This window comes from Listeria goaensis (genome assembly GCF_900186125.1).
Classification (GTDB): domain Bacteria; phylum Bacillota; class Bacilli; order Lactobacillales; family Listeriaceae; genus Listeria; species Listeria goaensis.
On sequence record NZ_FYBQ01000010.1, the window covers coordinates 60,159 to 77,464 of the forward strand.

The window sequence follows — 17,306 nt, forward strand, 5'->3', positions numbered from 1 at the left end:
CCATAAGGAGGATGACTGTTTTGCAACCTTTTACAAAAAAAGGACAACTTTTACAAAACCAAGCTGGCGGGCTGGGGAATTGTAAGCAGTCATCCTTCTGATTATTATAGCACAGAAGGTGGATTAGGATGAAAATAACAATTGGTTGTGACCACGGCGGTCTTCGTCTGAAGGAGACCATTGTGCAGCATTTAAAAGAACGCTATGAAGTAACGGATATTGGGACGTACAGCACGGAAAGCGTCGATTTCCCGTCTTATGCAGAGGAAGTTGCGCGCAGCGTCACAAATAAAGAAGCGGATTTAGGCATTTTAGTTTGCGGGACGGGCATCGGTATGAGTATTGCGGCAAACAAAGTGCCGGGCATTCGAGCGGCGGTCGTTTCAGACTGTTTTTCGGCGCAAGCGACGCGCGAACATAACGATAGCAATGTGTTGTGTTTAGGGGAGCGGGTGCTAGGCGAGGGGCTCGCGCTTCGAATCGTGGATACTTGGCTTTCCGCCGAGTTTAGCGGCGGTCGGCATTCAAAACGGCTTGCTTTAGTCGAAAATATCGAAAGAAGTGAGGGGTTACGGTGAGGCAAATTGCGGCATCGATTATGTGTGCGGACCAATTTCATTTGGCAGATGAGCTTAGGCGCCTAGAAGCAGCGGACATTCAGCTTTTGCATTGTGATGTTATGGACGGCGTGTATGTGAACAATTTGGCACTCGGACCGGAATATTTGACGGCGCTTCGTGCGGCAACGTCCATTCCGCTTGATATTCATTTGGCGACGGTAACGCCACTTAAATATGTGGATATGTTTCAAGTTGCAAAGCCGGAATACATGTCATTCCACGTGGAGGCTGCGAGTGATGCGATGGAGGTCATTCGGAGGATTAAATCGTACAACATTAAACCTTCGATTGCGCTCAATCCCGAAACGCCCGTTGAGGCCATTTTCCCGTATTTGGATCACGTGAATATGGTTCTCATGATGACGGTAAATCCAGGCTTTGCGGGGCAGGAATTTAACAAGAACGTCCTAACTAAAATCGCTATTTTAAAAGAAAAAATAAAAGATAATCCGTATGCTCCGCTTATAGAAGTCGACGGGAATATTAACGGCCATACGGTGGGGCTCATGCGGGACGCGCTTCCAGATGTCTTTGTGCTTGGGACGTCGGCGCTTTTTCATCAAAATGATACGTATGATTATGCGACGCGGTCTTTAAAAATTTGGTCGGAAATTGATTAGGAGGGAAAAATGATGATGCAACTCACATTAGAGGGAGGTGAGCGCGCATGACGCTTCTAGCTCCGTCGCTCCTTGCGGCGAATTATATGCAGCTGGGCGAATCGATTCGCGAAGCCGAAATTGCTGGCGCGGACTATTTGCACATTGACGTCATGGACGGCCATTTTGTGCCCAATTTGACGTTTGGGATTGATATGGTGGGGGCAATTGCTGGCGTGGCGAACATTCCGCTCGATGTGCATTTGATGCTCGCGAATCCAGATTTGTATATCGAAAAATTTGCGGAAGCAGGGGCAAAAATTATTTCGGTGCATATCGAAGCTTGTCCGCATATTCATCGTGTCATTCACCAAATTAAAGAAGCGGGCTGCCAGGCGGGTGTCGTTTTAAATCCGGGTACGCCAGCCGAAAGTTTAGTGAGCGTTTTAGCGGAAGTGGATCTAGTGCTACAAATGACGGTCAATCCAGGCTTTGGCGGACAACGTTTTATTCCAGGAACGCTCCGCAATATGACTTTTTTAGACCAATATCGAAAAGAAAACGATTTAAATTACCTAATTGAGGTCGATGGTGGTATCAATCAGGAAACGGCGGATTTATGCAAGGCGGCGGGTGTCGATATTCTTGTCGCAGGCTCGTATTTCTTCCAGAGTGCGGATAAAAAAGTGACGGCAGATTTTTTGAAAAAATGAGTTTTTCTCCAAGCTGAAATCCCTTCTATCAGAAGGGATTTTTCATGTATAATGAGAAGATGAAGGGAGCGGTTAGAATGATGCATTACCAAAACTTAAACGGCGTCTCCGTTGAAACGATTTACGCGACATTTTTAGATGCTTTTTCAGATTATGCGCTTCCGATGAAGCCGAGTCTGGATGCCTTTCAGAAGATGCTTGTCGGCAAGGGATTTCATGCGGATATTTCCGTTGGCGCCTTTTGTGGCACCGACCTGGTCGGGTTTATTTTAAATGCTGAACGCGAAAACAACTTTTATAACCTCGGGACGGGTGTGAAAGTGGCATTTCGGGCGCAAAAAATCGCTTCTAAGATGCTTGACGCAAGTATTCGAACGCTAAAGGAGCGCGGTGCAGCGGCGTATGTCCTCGAGGTTTTGCAGGAAAATCGAAAGGCTTTCGCGCTTTATGAGCAAAAAGGCTTTCAAGTCGCGAGGCATTTTTTATGCTTCCGCCTAGACGCCCCACAAGTTCAGCCACAACTGTCAACTCATGTCACGACAGAAGCAGTAGACCAAGTCGCAAATTTTGAAACCACGCTTGAATTCCCGCCGTCATGGCAGAACAATCAGCACGCAATTTTAGCTTTGCGCGGTGACTTCCAGTGTTTTGCGTACCGAAAAGGGGAGGAAGTGCTTGGGTACGCCGTCATAAATCCGACCAGCCAGTCGCTTGTTCAGATGGGGGCGCAAACGAAAAAAGCCGGCGCGGCCTTACTTGCGCATATCTTGGCGCTGTTCGCTTTTGAAACGCTAAGCACGATTAATGTGGATGCTAGAAATGAGTCGCTTATCCAATTGCTTACGGAAGTTGGGTTTGTGAGAACGTTCGAGCAATACGAGATGCTTTTTAACCCTTGATAGGTTCTTATTCGCGCTCAGGCGGTAATTCCGTTATACTGAAAGAAGGGAAAATTGAACATGATTTTTTGAGAAAGTAGGGGTTTTTTATGAAGTGGGATCAACTTTTAAATGACAAAAGGCGCCGGGAATCTTCTGTGACGCGCACGAAAAGCACCGATATTCGTAGTGCTTTCGAAAATGACTATCAACGAATTGTAATGAGTGCGTCTTTTCGACGTTTGCAAGATAAAACACAAATTTTCCCGCTAGAAAAAAGCGATTTTGTGCGGACGCGGCTGACGCATTCGATGGAAGTGGCAACGATTGCGAAATCAATGGGTAACATGGCATCTCATACAATTTTAACGGAAAAATTAGATGATGCATTTACGCGTGAACACGCTGAAAATATGGCTGATATTCTATCTTGCGCTGGATTGCTTCATGACATGGGAAATCCGCCGTTTGGCCATTTTGGCGAAGAATCGATTCGTGAATGGTTTAGGGAAAACATGGCGGAGCTTGAATACGACGGTCAAGTTTTAACAGACATTTTAAACGAGCAAATGCAACAAGACTTTTATAATTTTGAAGGGAATGCGCAAGTTTTACGCGTAGTTTCAAAGTTGCATTATTTGTTTGATGAGTACGGACTCAATTTGACTCACGCCACACTGAACTCGATTATTAAATATCCGGTTTCATCTTTAAAAATAAATAAGAAACAAATTCGGAGTAAGAAATTGGGCTATTTTTATGCCGATGAAGCGATTTTTCACGAAGTGACAGAGGCTACTGGTGCGGGGAATAGTCGCCATCCGCTGACATTCTTGCTTGAAGTCGCCGACGACATCGCCTATTTAAACGCGGATTTAGAAGATGGTGTGAAAAAAGGGACCATCACGATTCCGCAAATTTTGCGCGGCTTTGAAGAGGTTCCAGAACACAATTGGGTAACGTCCGCTTGCTTTAATGAGCTAAAGAAAAAAGCCGATCGTTATGCGGGACAAGAAGACGGATTTATTGCGCAGCAGTGGCTTGCGTCTAACGTCCGCGGGCATTTAATCAACCGTTCGCTTGAGAAGTTTTATGAAAATTACGCGGCAATTATGGCGGGAACGTTTCAAGATTCACTTCTCGACGTGTCCGAGGCGTTTGAACTTGTACAAGTGTTGCAAAACCTTTCCGCTACATATATTTACACGAATCAAGGCGTTGTCGAGTCCGAAATTGCCGGCAACAAAATCATCACATCGCTACTAGACAGCTACATTCCGGCAGTGCTTTATTACGACAGCCCAATGCCTGAAAAAATTACCGCCAAGGATAAGCGTCTGCTATCGCTCATTTCAGACAACTACATCGGGTGTTATCGCAAAAACGCTACCGGGCAAGACGAAACGGTCAAACTTTACCTGCGCTTACTTCTTATCACCGACTTCATATGCGGCATGACAGACAGCTATGCGAAAGATTTATACCAAGAATTAAATGGCTTACGCTAAACAAAAAGGAGAGAACCATTTTGAAAAAACTTTTAACCACAGCTTTAATTTACTGTATTTTAGGACTAACTTCGGGCGTTTATTACCGCGAAATTACGAAATTCAATGATTTTACCGGCGATACACAACTTTCCGTCCTACATACGCACCTTTTAATGCTCGGCATGTTCACATTCATCATCGTCCTCTTACTCGAAAAAAACTTCCACATCATGCAAAGCAAAAAATTTAACATCTTCTACTACACCTACAACGCGGGGCTGCTCCTAACCGTCGGCTTAATGACGTTTCACGGAACGATGACCGTCATCGGGAAGGAAACTGGCGCCGCCGTGTCAGGCATTGCAGGATTGGGACATATTCTGCTCGCAGTCGGTCTGATTGCACTCTTCCTAGTGATGTATGAAAGATTGCGCGTGGAGAAGTAAAATTGCAGCTGAAATTAAGTAACTTCCTAAAACGGAATTTACCTAATTTCAGTTTTTTGTCTATTAAATTGTCTAAATAAAGAGAAAAGTTCATAAAATAGGCACAAAAAAGACAGCGCTTCCATGATATAATAAAACCAGAGATATAACAGTTAAGAAAGTAGTTTCAATTTATTTGTGATTATATTCACAAATAAATTTTAAAAATAATTAAAGAGAATGGAAGGAGATGTTTGGAATGATGAGAAAAATTGAGTGGCTAAGAATGAAGAAGATTATGGGAGCATTTCTTGTAGTGCTAATGAGCGTAGTAATGTTTGCTCAACCAGCAAGTGTTGATGCAGCTCTATATTTAAAGATATATAGAGTAGACGATTTGCAAAAAGTAAACGGGATATGGCAAATAAGATGCAACTCTCTAGTTCCAGTTGGATTTGACTGGACTGATAATGGTATTGGGGTTGGAGATGTAGATGAAGTATATTTAAACGGGGATAGAACACTAGACCAAATTTTAAGCAAAGGTAGTTATTTTACTTTTAACACCTCGAATCTTATAAGTGCATCATCTGCTATGAAAGGTACAGGAGGATACTACTGGACGCAATTTAATATGAAATATAGTGGGAAATTTTGGCTGAGAACATCAGGTTATTATGAGTTGTTCTATACAACACATTTAATATACTGACATATTATCTAAATCAAAAACCGCAAATCACTTAGAAAGTGTATTTGCGGTTTTTGATTTATTTACACATTCTCCCTCAAAACCTTCTCCATGCTCCTCCCCTTCGCAAGCTCGTCTACCAGTTTATCCAAATAGCGAATTTTTTGCATCAAAGGGTCTTCGATTTCCTCCACGCGAACGCCGCAAATGCTTCCTTTAATGAGCGCCACCTTTGGATTCATTTCGGGTGCTTTTTCAAAAAAAGTTTCAAAGTCAACCTGCTCCGCAATTTGTTTATCTAAAGCCGCCTGGTCGTACCCTGTTAACCAGCAAATTGTTGTGTCTAATTCTTCTTTTGTGCGATCTTTGCGTTCAATTTTCGTCACATAGAGCGGATAAACGCTCGCAAAACTCGTTGTGAAAATACGGTGTTTTGTCATTTGAAATTCCTCGCTTTCCTTTAGTCAAACGTTATTTTAAGTGTAACAGATATTCTTTTTTGGGGATACAATTCGCTATGTAATTATACATTGAAAGACGGAAGACCTATTCATATGCTGCGGTTTTCTAGCTAAAATAAAAGTAAAACTTCTTGTTCAGACTTCGTGACAAAAGAAGTTATATGCGCAATTGAAAGCGTTTTTATTTGCGTGTAAGCTAAATTTAAAGAGTTGGTGGGGGATAAAGTTGAAATTAGATAGACGTTGCATAGATATACTCGATTTACTGTTAACTCGTGATGATTATGAGAAAGTGAAGGAACTTGCACTCGTTTTTAAAACTTCTGAACGCAATATTCGCTATAGTTTGGAAAAAATTGATGCCTTTTTGGTGGAACTAAATGGGGAAAAGCTGAGCAGGCACCCTAAAAAAGGCGTTATGATTGAAAATCGCAACAAAATTAGCGGAAGTTTTAAAAAATTCAAGCAGCAAATGACACCAGAAAAATATAAATATGATGCTGAAGAAATGGAACAATTTTTATTACTCAAACTACTTTTAGAGGAAAAGCCCGTTTCCGTGCAATATTTTCAGGACATCCTATTTATTTCTAGGTCAACGGTGCTCAATCATTTGCGCGCGATTGACGGCGATGTGTTTCTAAATGACATGGCGCTTGTGCACAAAACGCGCATCGGATATCAAATTGCTGGTGATGTTGTTTTGAAGTGTACACTTTTTGCTAGAAAGCTGCTTAAATTCATGAATATGCGCGAATTTTATCAGTTTCTCGAATCAGAACAAAGTTTATCCAAAAAAGGAGAGCTCTTTTTTTATAATCTTTTTGATCTTTCTCTTTTGGAAGAAACGGTGTCGGAAGTGGATGCAATTACGCAAAATTTAAGAAGGACTGTGGATGACCAGCTCTACCTTACCATTTTGGTCATGCTTCTTAAAATGCGCGGAGTATCTAAGGATTTTCGTTATGATACGTGGGAAAATAACGGGAGTGTGTATGATAAAGGGCTGGAAACGGTTATTAACACGGTGAAGCAGTTTAAAGATGCCGGTCAGGTTGAGCATGTCATTGGATTTGCCAAGCGCCTTTGCATCAAAATGGGTGAGCTTTACCATACCGATTTTTTGACAGACAATCAGGCGTTTTTTAACCAAATTACGTCGCATATTAGTTTAATGATTAGACGAATTCGTGGTGGCATTAGCGTAGAAAATCCAATTTTTTCAGATTTTATGCGCGACAACAAAGAAATTTTTCTAGCAACTAAGCGGATTTGCGAAGAACTAGAAGATGAATTTGAGTTTTCTACAAGCGCGCAAGAAGTTTCGTTTTTAGCCATTTATTTTGCTTCTGAACTTGAACGAAGCCTTGCTGTAGAACGAAATCGTCCAACGTTATTAATTGTTTGTGCAGAAGGGATGGCTGTATCGAATATGCTTCAAGTTCAGCTAAATCAGCTGTTTGAGTTTTCGGCTATTTCGACAACCTCCCTTCGAAAATTCAACCAAAAAATGTTGGAGCAGTTCGATTATGTCATTACAACCGTTAAAATTCCCGATATCACATCGAAAAAAATGATTCGCATCCATAGTTATTTGCAAAAAGAAGATATGCAACTGTTGCAAGAGCATTTCCAAATGAAACTCGTAACAAACAGAAAACAAGCGATTGATAAGTTTAGCGAAATCATGAATATCATTAGTGAAAACACGCAAATTATCAATCTTAGCAAGCTAGAACTGGATTTGTTAGACGTATTAACTAAACAGCCTAAAAAAGAACATGTTGAACTACCTGAAATCGAGTTCAAAGAGCAGCTTATCGTCACTAAAAAGCATGTGAATACGTGGCAACAAGCCATCAGGCTCGGAACAGAAGTTTTATTCCAAAAAGGTTGTATTGAAAAACGTTATACGGAGAAAATCATCCAGCATTTAAAGGCGTTCGGTCCGTATATGGTCATTGCTCCCGGAATTGTTTTAGCGCATGCGAGTCCAAAAGACGGCGTTTTAAAAGACAGCATGGCAGTGACCGTTTTAGAAGAGGGAATTTCCTTTTTTGATCGCTACGGCGAGCCCGTTCGTTTGATTTTTACGCTTGCCTTTGAATCGAAGGAAGCAAGACGTTTAGTCGAGCAGCTGATGAAAGTAGTGCTAAACGAAGAACAAGTTAGCCGAATTCTTTCAGCCAAAAGCCACAAAGATATTTATAGTTATGTGAAATCTGCAATTTATGAATGAGAGAAGGTAGTTTTATGAAAACAGAAGAAATCGCATTTTCATTAATTTCACTTGCTGGAGATTCCTTTTCGCAGCTTGTTGAAGCATTACAATGTGCAAAAGCTGGCAAAAAAAGTGAAATGGAAGAAAAGTTAGCGGGAGCTGAACGATTGATGAATGAAGCACATAAAGTGCAAACAGAATTGATGGTAGAAGAAATCCGCGGGGATAAAACGGAATTTTCCGTCTTGCTTGTACATGCACAAGACACTCTAATGAACACGATTTTAGCTTCTACGCTAATCCGTGAAATGATTGATATGTATATCGAATTAAAAGGAAATCAGGAGGCGACACAAGATGAATTTTGATAGACTACACGTTTTATTAGTTTGTAACTTAGGAGCTTCAACAGGTGTGATGGTCACAAAAATGAAAGAAATTGCAGCGGGAAGCGAGAAGCTGAAAAATACAGACATTCGCATTGAAGCGCATCCTGCTGGCGAGCTACGCGAATATATTGAAGACTTTGATGTTGTCATGGTAGGTCCGCAAATTAAACATCAATTTAAAATGTTGAAAGAAATTGCGGATGCAGCGGGGAAACCCATTCAAGTCATTGACACGAAAGATTATGGCACAGTAAATGGCGCGAATATTTTAAAAGACGCCATCATTCTTAAAACAAGCCATTAAAATTTAGGAGGAAAAGTCATGAGTACGAATAAGACATCAATCATGGAGCGCTTTATTGCATTCATGGAAAAGTATTTTGAACCAATTGCTGCCAAAATTGAAAAACAACGACATATCCAGTCCATCAAAAATGGTATGATTGCCCTTATTTCAGTCCTTATCATTGGCTCATTTTCACTGATTATCTCCGCTATCGGAAATATGTTTCCAGAAGGCACTGCCATTAAAACGTTCTTCGTTGATAATGCCGAAATGTTAAATTTACCTTTCCAATTCACATTCGGTTTGCTATCACTTTATGCGGCCGTTACGATTTCATATAATCACGCCAAACAATTAAAAGTGCCTATTTTACATAGCATTCTAGGCGCTGTAATGACGACCATAGTTTTAAACACGAAGTTTATTGATGGAAAACTAAGCACGGAATATTTAGACTCACGCGGCTTGTTCATCGCAATTTTTGGTTCGCTTCTTGCCGTTGAAACGATTCACTTTTTTATTAAAAAGAAAGTCACGATTCGAATTAAAGGCTTACCAGACGGGATTGCTCAAACGTTTGAAGCCATCGTGCCGCTCGTTGTTATCCTCTTTTTATCCGTAGTCATTAGCATTTTAATGCAAACGGTTACAAAAGGACAAATTATTCCAGAAGCATTTACAACTATGCTTGCGCCAGCAATTAATAGCATCGACACGCCGTACGCAGTCTTTTTAATTTGCTTCTTCGAAATGCTATTTTGGTTCATCGGCTTAAACGGATATGCCATTTTAGTCGGCTTCGTTATGCCATTTATGACACAATACTTGGGCGCGAATGCGGCGGCTTATGCTGCAGGCGAACCAATTCCGCATGTTTTTGCCCCCAATTTTTGGGACTATTTCATGGGCTTCTCCGGTTCTGGGATTACCGGTGCGCTCGTGTTACTCGCGCTATTTAGTCGCTCGAAAGAACTAAAAGCCGTCGGGAAAGCTTCCGTTGTGCCAGCCGTCTTTACAATTTCTGAGCCAGTCGTGTTCGGGTTGCCAATCTGTTACAACCCATACTTATTCATTCCGTTTGTTCTCGGAACGCCGATTATTGCGGTAGGACAGTGGTTTGTCTTCCACTTAGGTTGGGTTCGCCCTCCAATTGCAAACGTAGGCGGAACGCCGATTCCACTCGCACAATATTTAGCGACGATGGACTGGCGCGCCATCATTTTAATCGTTTTCGTACTGGCCGCGGCGACCTTGATGTACTATCCGTTCTTCAAAATGTATGAAAGAAGCCTCGTCAAGCAGGAGTCGGTCGTTTCAGAACGGCAAGCTGCACACGAAGCGTTAGACCTTGATTTTTAGGAGGAAAAAAGATGTTAAAAAAATTTGATGACGACAAGGCGGTAGCAATCGCTATCAGCAACCAAATTGAGTCCCTCTTACAAGAAAAGCCAGATGCGCTTATTTGTATCGCGGGAGGCGACACGCCGCTCAAAACGATGGCGGAACTTGTGCGCCGCAATAAAAACGGCCAAATTGATTTCAGCAAGGCGTATTTTGTCGGCTTAGATGAGTGGGTTGGGCTCGGCCGTGAAACAAAAGGTAGTTGCCGCCAGACGCTCTATGATTATTTTTATGACCAATTGGAAAATATAAATCCTGACCATGTTTGCTTTTTTGACGGAAAAGCGAAAAATTTGGCGGTCGAATGCAAACGAATCGATCATTTTATTGACGAAAGAGGTGGCATTGATTTCATTTTGCTTGGAATCGGCATGAACGGCCATATTGGCTTCAATGAACCAGGCGTGCCAGTCGATGTGAACGCCCACGTGGTCGAACTTGATGACGTCACGAAAAAAGTGATGAGCAAGTATTTTGATCAAGATTTGCCGCTTACAAATGGAATTTCACTCAGCATGAAGCAAATTAAACAGGCGAAAGAGATTATTGTAGCCGCAACCGGCAGTAAAAAAGCGGAAATCGTCGAATTAACAATGAATAGCGAACCAACCGCAAATATTCCAGCTACTTTACTTAAAAACGCAACAAGTACTCAGTTTTTCGTAGATCAGGAAGCGGGCGCACGCGTTTAGACTTGCAAACTAATTTTAATCAAAAAAGAAACAGGTGGCGATAAAATTGAAACAAATTCGAGTAAACGGAAAAAAAGATGGAAGAAACATTTTAATCCCATGTGCAAACCTTGTCATGGGCGCAGGCGACTTCTTGCGAGCAGACAACATGGACGTGGCGGCGCAAATTTTAGACCGCTACTTCGAATGCGGTGGCAACATTTTTGATACCGCAAGACATTACCGTCATAGTGAAAACGCCATTGGCATCTGGATGGAAGAACGCAAAAACCGCGACCGAGTCATTATCCAAACGAAAGGCTGCCACCCAGTGCGTGGCGCGCTAGACGTGCCTCGGGTGACACCAGCTGCCATTCATGAGGACATTTCAACGAGTTTAGAGATGCTTCGAACCGACCATGTGGAACTTTTTGCGCTTCACCGCGATGATGAAACTGTCCCAGTTGGGCCGCTCATGGAGGCGCTCCACAAAGAAGTAGAAGATGGCCGCGTCTATGCGATTGGCGTTTCCAATTGGGAGCTAGCGCGAATCATTGAGGCGAACGAATATGCGCAAACGCACGGTTTGACCCCACTTAGCTTTAACAGCCCCAATTTAAGCTTGCCAAAAGTCAATCGTCCGCGCTGGGAAGACTGCGTTTCGGCAGACGACACGATGATAAAATGGCACGAGCAAACTGATTTGCCGCTCTTTTCTTGGTCAAGTCAGGCAGGTGGCTTCTTTTCAGGTAGGTTCACGAGAGATAATTTGGAAGACACCGAAATGGTCGAAGTGTATTACAGCGAAAAGAACTGGGAACGTTACAGCCGAGCGGAAAAACTGGCACAAGAAAAAGGCGTGACACCAATTCAAATTTCACTCGCCTACGTTTTGCATCAATCATTCCCAACAGCCGCAGTTATCGGCCCAGAAACGACGAGCGAGCTGAATTCTTCCATCGAAGCCGCTGATATTCACTTAACGCAACTGGAGGTCGACTGGCTTGACCTAAGGAGGGACAACCGATGAGCTTCCACGACAAGATTGCCATTCAACTTTACTCCGTTCGGAAAGAAATGGAAGCAGATTTGGAAGGAACACTGCGCCGTGTGAGCGAACTCGGCATCAAACATGTTCAGCTTGACGGCATGCGTAATAACCCGCCACTTGAAGTTGCGAGATTGCTGAAAAAGTACGACTTAAATGTTGTTGGCATGCACATTAAACACGATCGTTTCTTCGACGATTTGGACGGCATTATTTACGAAGCTTGCCTATTCGATTGTAAAATAATTTATGATAAATACATCGAAGAAGAAGACCAAAATGAAGTAGGGTACAGGAAAACAAAGCGGGCTTTGCTAGACGTGGCGTATAAACTGGCGCCGCTAGGATTCCGAGTCGGCCTCCACAACCCCGAATACGATTTTAAATCGGAAATTGATGGCCGAATGATGATGGATTTCATTACCGACCCCGAAGCGGGCGTTTCAATCTACGCAGAACCAGACACATATTGGATTTCGGCGTCTGATGTGGACCCGGTCGAATATATCAAACGCTACTCCGGGCGCGCCCCAATTGTTCACATGAAAGATTATATCCCGGGTTTTGAAATAACCGATATGGATCATAACTTAACGGAAATCGGTTCTGGCGCTGTCGATTTTAAAAGCATCATCGAATGGGGCGAACAAAACGGCGTTGAGTTTTACTGCATCGAACAAGATCGTAGCAAGCTAGACATGTTCGAAAGCTTAGCAACTAGCATCAAAGCCTTAAAAGCGATTCAGCTTTAAATAGAAACACGCGCAACCCCCTCTTTTGAATAAATACAAGTGGATATCTAAAGAGACTTTTTTTATCATTTGTGTTTAGATGAACAAGACTTGTAAACAGTCATAACATCATTAGAAAAGAGGGATTAAGATGAAAAGATTTATTAAAAAAGCTATTTTAACGACAATTATTGCTCTAGCTTTGATGCAAGTAACAGGGACACAAGTAAGGGCATCTGCAATTGGGTAGAGGAGACGGGGGATATCCTTAGTGATTTGGATAGTTATTTAGATAACTACTCTGTAGAAACAGCAGAAGAAAATGGGGTGGAAAATGCCAATAGTGAAACTATTCGAAATGATATCAATGAACTCAAAGAAGAACTTGCTAACTTAAGTGAAGAAGAACAAGAAAAGCTAGCATATTATTTCAGTGATCCAGAGGCAATGCAAGCTGCAATCGAAGATGATGCTAATGAGGATGTAATTATTGAATCAGAAGATGTGTTTGAGTCAACAAAACCTTTATTAAAAGCTGGAGTAACTAAAACTCGTAATGCTACACATAGCTATTCGATGAAATTTTTCGGCATTACTATGACTAAATATGTGGTTTCAGTTAAGTATACAACTAGTGGAGGGACGGTTAAATCTATAGTATCTTCCTCGGGCTACGTGGATAAGAATTATAACCCAACTGTTAAAACAAGCCGTATCGAAAAAAATGCTTGGATTGCAAACAATCGAGCAAAAACGACATCACGTTTTAAATATAGTTTAGTTCATAAGGAGTACGGGGTTGAGTTAGGGACTATAACAGTACATGTAGAAGGAACCTCAGGTGGTGGTAAGTATAACGGATATGCTAAGATTAGTTGAATAGTAAGTTTTTTGTAATTAAAAACACGCACTCTCCAATGGCTGGTCAGTGCGTGTTTTATTGCTGTTAACTTGAAATCTAGTGTACAGGGCTGCAGCGGGTGTAGCCTATCTATATTTTATAGTTTCGGCTTTGCGCATAGTGATTACTATAACTTAGATATTGGTCAATTAATTTTACCTTTTGATAGAAAAAAAGTTATGGCACCAATTAACATTAGTACAATGATGACAGTTGATAATACAATACTTATAATGGAAATGATTTTTGTACTCTTATTAATAGTGTTTGGATTAGTCCGCACTGCGTTTCTGCTAATTATTAATGTAGGGATTGCAATGATTAGTCCAAATGGTATAAATAAAGAAATAATAGAAAAAAACATGGTCCAAAGTTCTTTTCTTTTTTGTGTTAAAGCCATCTTGAGCCTCCAATGTATGTTATGTCTAAGCCTATTTTACTTTCTTTCAATTTCTTTGGCAAGATACAGAAGGAACTCACGTAAAGCACTTGACATGAAACCCGTCAAGTGTTACTATATTCAAGGTGCCTCACCTATAGAGGTCTTGAAATAATGAATGTTGTAGTACGCATCTACAGCAGTTTTATTTTTTCGAAAAAATGAACCACCTGGATGTGTGGAACTACTAAACCGAGAAAGGAGGAACCTATCCAATGCCTACTATTAACCAATTAGTTCGCAAACCGCGTCAATCTAAATCTAAGAAATCTGACTCTCCAGCACTTAACAAAGGGCTTAACACTTTCAAGCGTGAACTTACTAACGTGAATTCACCGCAAAAACGTGGTGTTTGTACTCGTGTTGGTACAATGACTCCAAAGAAACCTAACTCCGCGCTTCGTAAATATGCTCGTGTGCGCTTAAGTAACGGTATCGAAGTAACGGCTTATATCCCAGGTATCGGACACAACTTACAAGAGCACAGTGTTGTTCTTATTCGTGGTGGACGTGTAAAAGATTTACCAGGGGTACGTTATCATATCGTGCGTGGTGCTCTTGACACTGCTGGTGTTGAAAATAGAGGACAAAGTCGTTCTAAATACGGAACGAAAAAACCTAAAGCAAGTAAATAATTTTTTAAAATTCTATCCTTATGAAAGGAGGATATCCAATGCCTCGTAAAGGTCCTGTTGCTAAACGTGACGTGTTGCCAGATCCTATTTATAATTCGAAATTGGTAACTCGCTTAATTAATAAAATGATGGTTGATGGTAAACGTGGAAAATCCCAAGCAATTTTATACGCTGCTTTTGACATCATTAAAGAAGAAACTGGTAATGATCCGATGGAAGTTTTTGATCAAGCGATTAAAAACATCATGCCAGTTCTTGAAGTAAAAGCTCGTCGTGTCGGTGGTGCAAACTATCAAGTTCCAATCGAAGTGCGTCCAGATCGTCGTACTACTCTTGGTCTTCGTTGGTTAGTAAACTATGCACGTCTTCGTGGTGAAAGAACGATGGAACTTCGTCTTGCGCGCGAAATCATGGATGCTGCTAATAATACGGGTTCTTCTGTTAAGAAACGTGAAGATACTCATAAAATGGCAGATGCAAACAGAGCATTCGCTCATTATCGTTGGTAATATTAAGTTTTATCAGCATAAATTAAACTCGAAAAGGCTAATCGCCTAAAAAACGTTTTATGGAAGGAGAAAGAAAACATGGCAAGAGAGTTCTCCTTAGAAAAGACTCGTAATATTGGTATTATGGCGCACATTGATGCGGGTAAAACTACTACTACTGAGCGTATTCTTTTCTATACAGGGCGTATTCACAAAATTGGTGAAACGCATGAAGGTGCCTCCCAAATGGACTGGATGGAGCAAGAGCAAGAACGTGGTATCACTATCACTTCTGCTGCGACAACAGCACAATGGAATGGTTACCGCGTAAATATCATCGATACACCGGGACACGTAGACTTCACAGTTGAAGTTGAACGTTCACTTCGTGTACTTGATGGCGCTGTTGCGGTTCTAGATGCACAATCTGGTGTAGAACCACAAACAGAAACTGTTTGGCGTCAAGCTACTACTTACGGGGTTCCTCGTGTAGTATTCGTCAACAAAATGGATAAAATTGGTGCAGATTTCTTATATTCTGTAGGCACTTTACATGATCGTCTTGATGCAAATGCACATCCAATTCAATTACCAATCGGTGCTGAAGATACTTTCACTGGTATCATTGATTTAATTGAAATGAATGCACTATTTTATGAAGACGATTTAGGTAACGATCCTCATATTAAAGAAATTCCTGAAGATATGAAAGATCTTGCTGAAGAATATCATGGTAAACTAATCGAGGCAGTTGCTGAACTTGATGAAGAACTTATGATGAAATATCTTGAAGGTGAAGAAATTACGAAAGATGAGCTTAAAGCAGCGATCCGTAAAGGAACACTTGCAGTTGAGTTTTATCCAGTAGTATGTGGTACAGCATTTAAAAACAAAGGTGTTCAACCAATGCTTGATGCTGTTATCGATTACCTTCCAGCACCAACTGACGTTCCTTCTATCAAAGGTGTTTTACCTGATGGTGAAGAATCTGAACGTCATGCAAGTGATGAGGAACCATTCTCTTCTCTAGCATTTAAAGTTATGACTGACCCTTATGTAGGTCGTTTAACTTTCTTCCGCGTTTACTCTGGTACTTTGAACTCTGGTTCTTACGTACAAAACTCAACTAAAGGTAAACGTGAACGTGTAGGTCGTATCCTACAAATGCACGCCAATCACCGTGAGGAAATCGATATCGTTTACTCTGGTGACATCGCTGCAGCTGTAGGTCTTAAAGATACTACAACTGGGGACACTCTATGTGATGAAAAGAACCAAATTATCTTAGAATCTATGGAATTCCCAGAACCAGTTATCTCGGTTGCGATTGAGCCTAAATCAAAAGCTGACCAAGATAAAATGGGTCAAGCTCTTGCTAAATTAGCAGAGGAAGATCCAACTTTCCGTACTGAAACAAATACGGAAACTGGACAAACTATCATCTCCGGTATGGGTGAGCTTCACTTAGATATCCTTGTTGACCGTATGAAACGTGAATTCAAGGTTGAGGCTAACGTAGGTGCGCCTCAAGTATCTTACCGTGAAACATTCCGCACATCAGCACAAGTCGAAGGTAAATTCGTTCGTCAATCTGGTGGTCGTGGTCAATATGGTCACGTTTGGATTGAATTCGCTCCTAACGAAGAAGGTAAAGGTTTTGAATTTGAAAATGCAATTGTCGGTGGGGTTGTTCCACGTGAATACATTCCAGCTGTCCAAGCAGGTCTTGAAGGCGCACTAGATAATGGTGTACTTGCAGGCTATCCGTTAATTGATATCAAAGCAAAACTATATGATGGATCTTACCATGACGTTGACTCCAACGAAATGGCATTTAAAGTAGCTGCAAGCATGGCGCTTCGTAATGCTGCTAAAAAATGTGATCCAGTTATTTTAGAACCAATCATGTCTGTTGAAGTTGTTATCCCAGAAGAATATCTTGGTGATATCATGGGTAACATCACAAGCCGTCGTGGACGTGTAGATGGTATGGAAGCTCGCGGAAACGCTCAAGTTGTTCGTGCTTTCGTTCCACTTGCTGAAATGTTCGGTTATGCAACTGACTTACGTTCTGCAACTCAAGGTCGCGGTACTTACACAATGCAATTTGACCACTACGAAGAAGTTCCTAAATCTATTGCAGAAGACATTATCAAGAAAAACGGTGGAAATAAAGACGAAGATTAATCTCTTCTGATTTAACGCAATGAATTGCATTT

At 41.5% G+C, this 17,306-nt stretch carries 20 protein-coding genes; 18 read left to right on the forward strand and 2 right to left on the reverse strand.

Translation table 11 applies throughout. The features are described from left to right. Window positions 1–128 precede the first annotated feature (128 nt). The 7 genes from rpiB (at window position 129) to CFT42_RS11365 (ending at window position 5,437) form a co-directional block, all read left to right on the forward strand. Window positions 129–578: a ribose 5-phosphate isomerase B gene (gene rpiB / locus CFT42_RS11335; RefSeq protein WP_088810673.1), complete on the forward strand. Its 450-nt coding sequence runs from the start codon at window positions 129–131 to the stop codon at window positions 576–578. Next, window positions 575–1,240, forward strand: coding sequence for a ribulose-phosphate 3-epimerase (locus tag CFT42_RS11340; RefSeq protein WP_088816175.1), 666 nt, complete (start codon window positions 575–577; stop codon window positions 1,238–1,240). Before rpiB ends, CFT42_RS11340 begins: the two co-directional genes overlap by 4 nt. A 47-nt stretch (window positions 1,241–1,287) precedes the next feature. Further along, window positions 1,288–1,932, forward strand: coding sequence for a ribulose-phosphate 3-epimerase (rpe, locus tag CFT42_RS11345; protein ID WP_088816176.1), 645 nt, complete (start codon window positions 1,288–1,290; stop codon window positions 1,930–1,932). A gap of 44 nt (window positions 1,933–1,976) precedes the next feature. Further along, window positions 1,977–2,831, forward strand: a complete 855-nt coding sequence (locus CFT42_RS11350) for a GNAT family N-acetyltransferase (RefSeq protein ID WP_244169968.1) — start codon at window positions 1,977–1,979, stop codon at window positions 2,829–2,831. Between the two features lie 89 nt (window positions 2,832–2,920). Continuing rightward, entirely contained in the window at window positions 2,921–4,318 is a 1,398-nt protein-coding gene (locus CFT42_RS11355; protein WP_088810677.1) for a deoxyguanosinetriphosphate triphosphohydrolase, read from the forward strand. Window positions 4,319–4,338: 20 nt separating this feature from the next. Further along, window positions 4,339–4,746 carry a DUF2871 domain-containing protein gene (locus CFT42_RS11360; protein ID WP_088810678.1) on the forward strand — a complete coding sequence of 136 codons (408 nt, stop codon included), beginning with the start codon at window positions 4,339–4,341 and terminating at the stop codon, window positions 4,744–4,746. A gap of 238 nt (window positions 4,747–4,984) precedes the next feature. Continuing rightward, window positions 4,985–5,437 (forward strand): lytic exoenzyme target recognition domain-containing protein, encoded by a 453-nt coding sequence (locus tag CFT42_RS11365; RefSeq protein WP_208611160.1) that lies wholly within the window; start codon window positions 4,985–4,987, stop codon window positions 5,435–5,437. 62 nt (window positions 5,438–5,499) lie between these two features. Here the strand turns inward: CFT42_RS11365 and CFT42_RS11370 are convergent, their stop codons facing one another. Continuing rightward, complete coding sequence (locus CFT42_RS11370; RefSeq protein WP_088810682.1) at window positions 5,500–5,856, reverse strand: DUF2200 domain-containing protein; 357 nt, start codon at window positions 5,854–5,856, stop codon at window positions 5,500–5,502. A gap of 247 nt (window positions 5,857–6,103) precedes the next feature. Between CFT42_RS11370 and CFT42_RS11375 the strand changes: the two genes are divergently transcribed. The 8 genes from CFT42_RS11375 to CFT42_RS11410 all read left to right on the forward strand — a co-directional run bounded on the left by CFT42_RS11375 (window position 6,104) and on the right by CFT42_RS11410 (window position 13,503). Further along, window positions 6,104–8,116, forward strand: a complete 2,013-nt coding sequence (locus tag CFT42_RS11375) for a BglG family transcription antiterminator (RefSeq protein ID WP_088816177.1) — start codon at window positions 6,104–6,106, stop codon at window positions 8,114–8,116. A gap of 14 nt (window positions 8,117–8,130) precedes the next feature. After that, window positions 8,131–8,466, forward strand: a complete 336-nt coding sequence (locus CFT42_RS11380) for a PTS sugar transporter subunit IIA (protein WP_088810684.1) — start codon at window positions 8,131–8,133, stop codon at window positions 8,464–8,466. Continuing rightward, a complete protein-coding gene (locus tag CFT42_RS11385; RefSeq protein ID WP_088810685.1) occupies window positions 8,456–8,791 on the forward strand; it encodes a PTS sugar transporter subunit IIB in 336 nt (111 codons plus the stop codon). The genes CFT42_RS11380 and CFT42_RS11385 overlap by 11 nt, the downstream gene beginning before the upstream one ends. 18 nt (window positions 8,792–8,809) lie before the next feature. Beyond that, window positions 8,810–10,132, forward strand: a complete 1,323-nt coding sequence (locus tag CFT42_RS11390; RefSeq protein WP_088810686.1) for a PTS sugar transporter subunit IIC — start codon at window positions 8,810–8,812, stop codon at window positions 10,130–10,132. A gap of 11 nt (window positions 10,133–10,143) precedes the next feature. Continuing rightward, a complete protein-coding gene (locus tag CFT42_RS11395; RefSeq protein WP_088816178.1) occupies window positions 10,144–10,866 on the forward strand; it encodes a glucosamine-6-phosphate deaminase in 723 nt (240 codons plus the stop codon). A 46-nt stretch (window positions 10,867–10,912) separates the two neighbouring features. Then, a complete protein-coding gene (locus CFT42_RS11400) occupies window positions 10,913–11,875 on the forward strand; it encodes an aldo/keto reductase (protein WP_088816179.1) in 963 nt (320 codons plus the stop codon). Continuing rightward, the gene (locus CFT42_RS11405) at window positions 11,872–12,645 is read left to right on the forward strand and encodes a sugar phosphate isomerase/epimerase family protein (protein WP_088816180.1); all 774 of its coding nucleotides are present in this window, start codon (window positions 11,872–11,874) and stop codon (window positions 12,643–12,645) included. Before CFT42_RS11400 ends, CFT42_RS11405 begins: the two co-directional genes overlap by 4 nt. Window positions 12,646–12,900: 255 nt before the next feature. Next, window positions 12,901–13,503 (forward strand): hypothetical protein, encoded by a 603-nt coding sequence (locus CFT42_RS11410; protein WP_088816181.1) that lies wholly within the window; start codon window positions 12,901–12,903, stop codon window positions 13,501–13,503. A 167-nt stretch (window positions 13,504–13,670) separates the two neighbouring features. Here CFT42_RS11410 and CFT42_RS11415 read toward each other — a convergent pair whose 3' ends face one another. Then, the gene (locus CFT42_RS11415) at window positions 13,671–13,925 is read right to left on the reverse strand and encodes a hypothetical protein (protein WP_088816182.1); all 255 of its coding nucleotides are present in this window, start codon (window positions 13,923–13,925) and stop codon (window positions 13,671–13,673) included. Between the two features lie 254 nt (window positions 13,926–14,179). Between CFT42_RS11415 and rpsL the strand changes: the two genes are divergently transcribed. The 3 genes from rpsL to fusA all read left to right on the forward strand — a co-directional run bounded on the left by rpsL (window position 14,180) and on the right by fusA (window position 17,274). Then, the gene (gene rpsL, locus CFT42_RS11420; RefSeq protein WP_007474870.1) at window positions 14,180–14,599 is read left to right on the forward strand and encodes a 30S ribosomal protein S12; all 420 of its coding nucleotides are present in this window, start codon (window positions 14,180–14,182) and stop codon (window positions 14,597–14,599) included. A 38-nt stretch (window positions 14,600–14,637) separates the two neighbouring features. Next, on the forward strand, window positions 14,638–15,108 hold the full coding sequence (gene rpsG, locus CFT42_RS11425; RefSeq protein ID WP_088810692.1) for a 30S ribosomal protein S7: 471 nt from the start codon (window positions 14,638–14,640) through the stop codon (window positions 15,106–15,108). A gap of 78 nt (window positions 15,109–15,186) precedes the next feature. Continuing rightward, window positions 15,187–17,274 (forward strand): elongation factor G, encoded by a 2,088-nt coding sequence (gene fusA, locus CFT42_RS11430; RefSeq protein WP_088810693.1) that lies wholly within the window; start codon window positions 15,187–15,189, stop codon window positions 17,272–17,274. Window positions 17,275–17,306 lie beyond the last annotated feature (32 nt).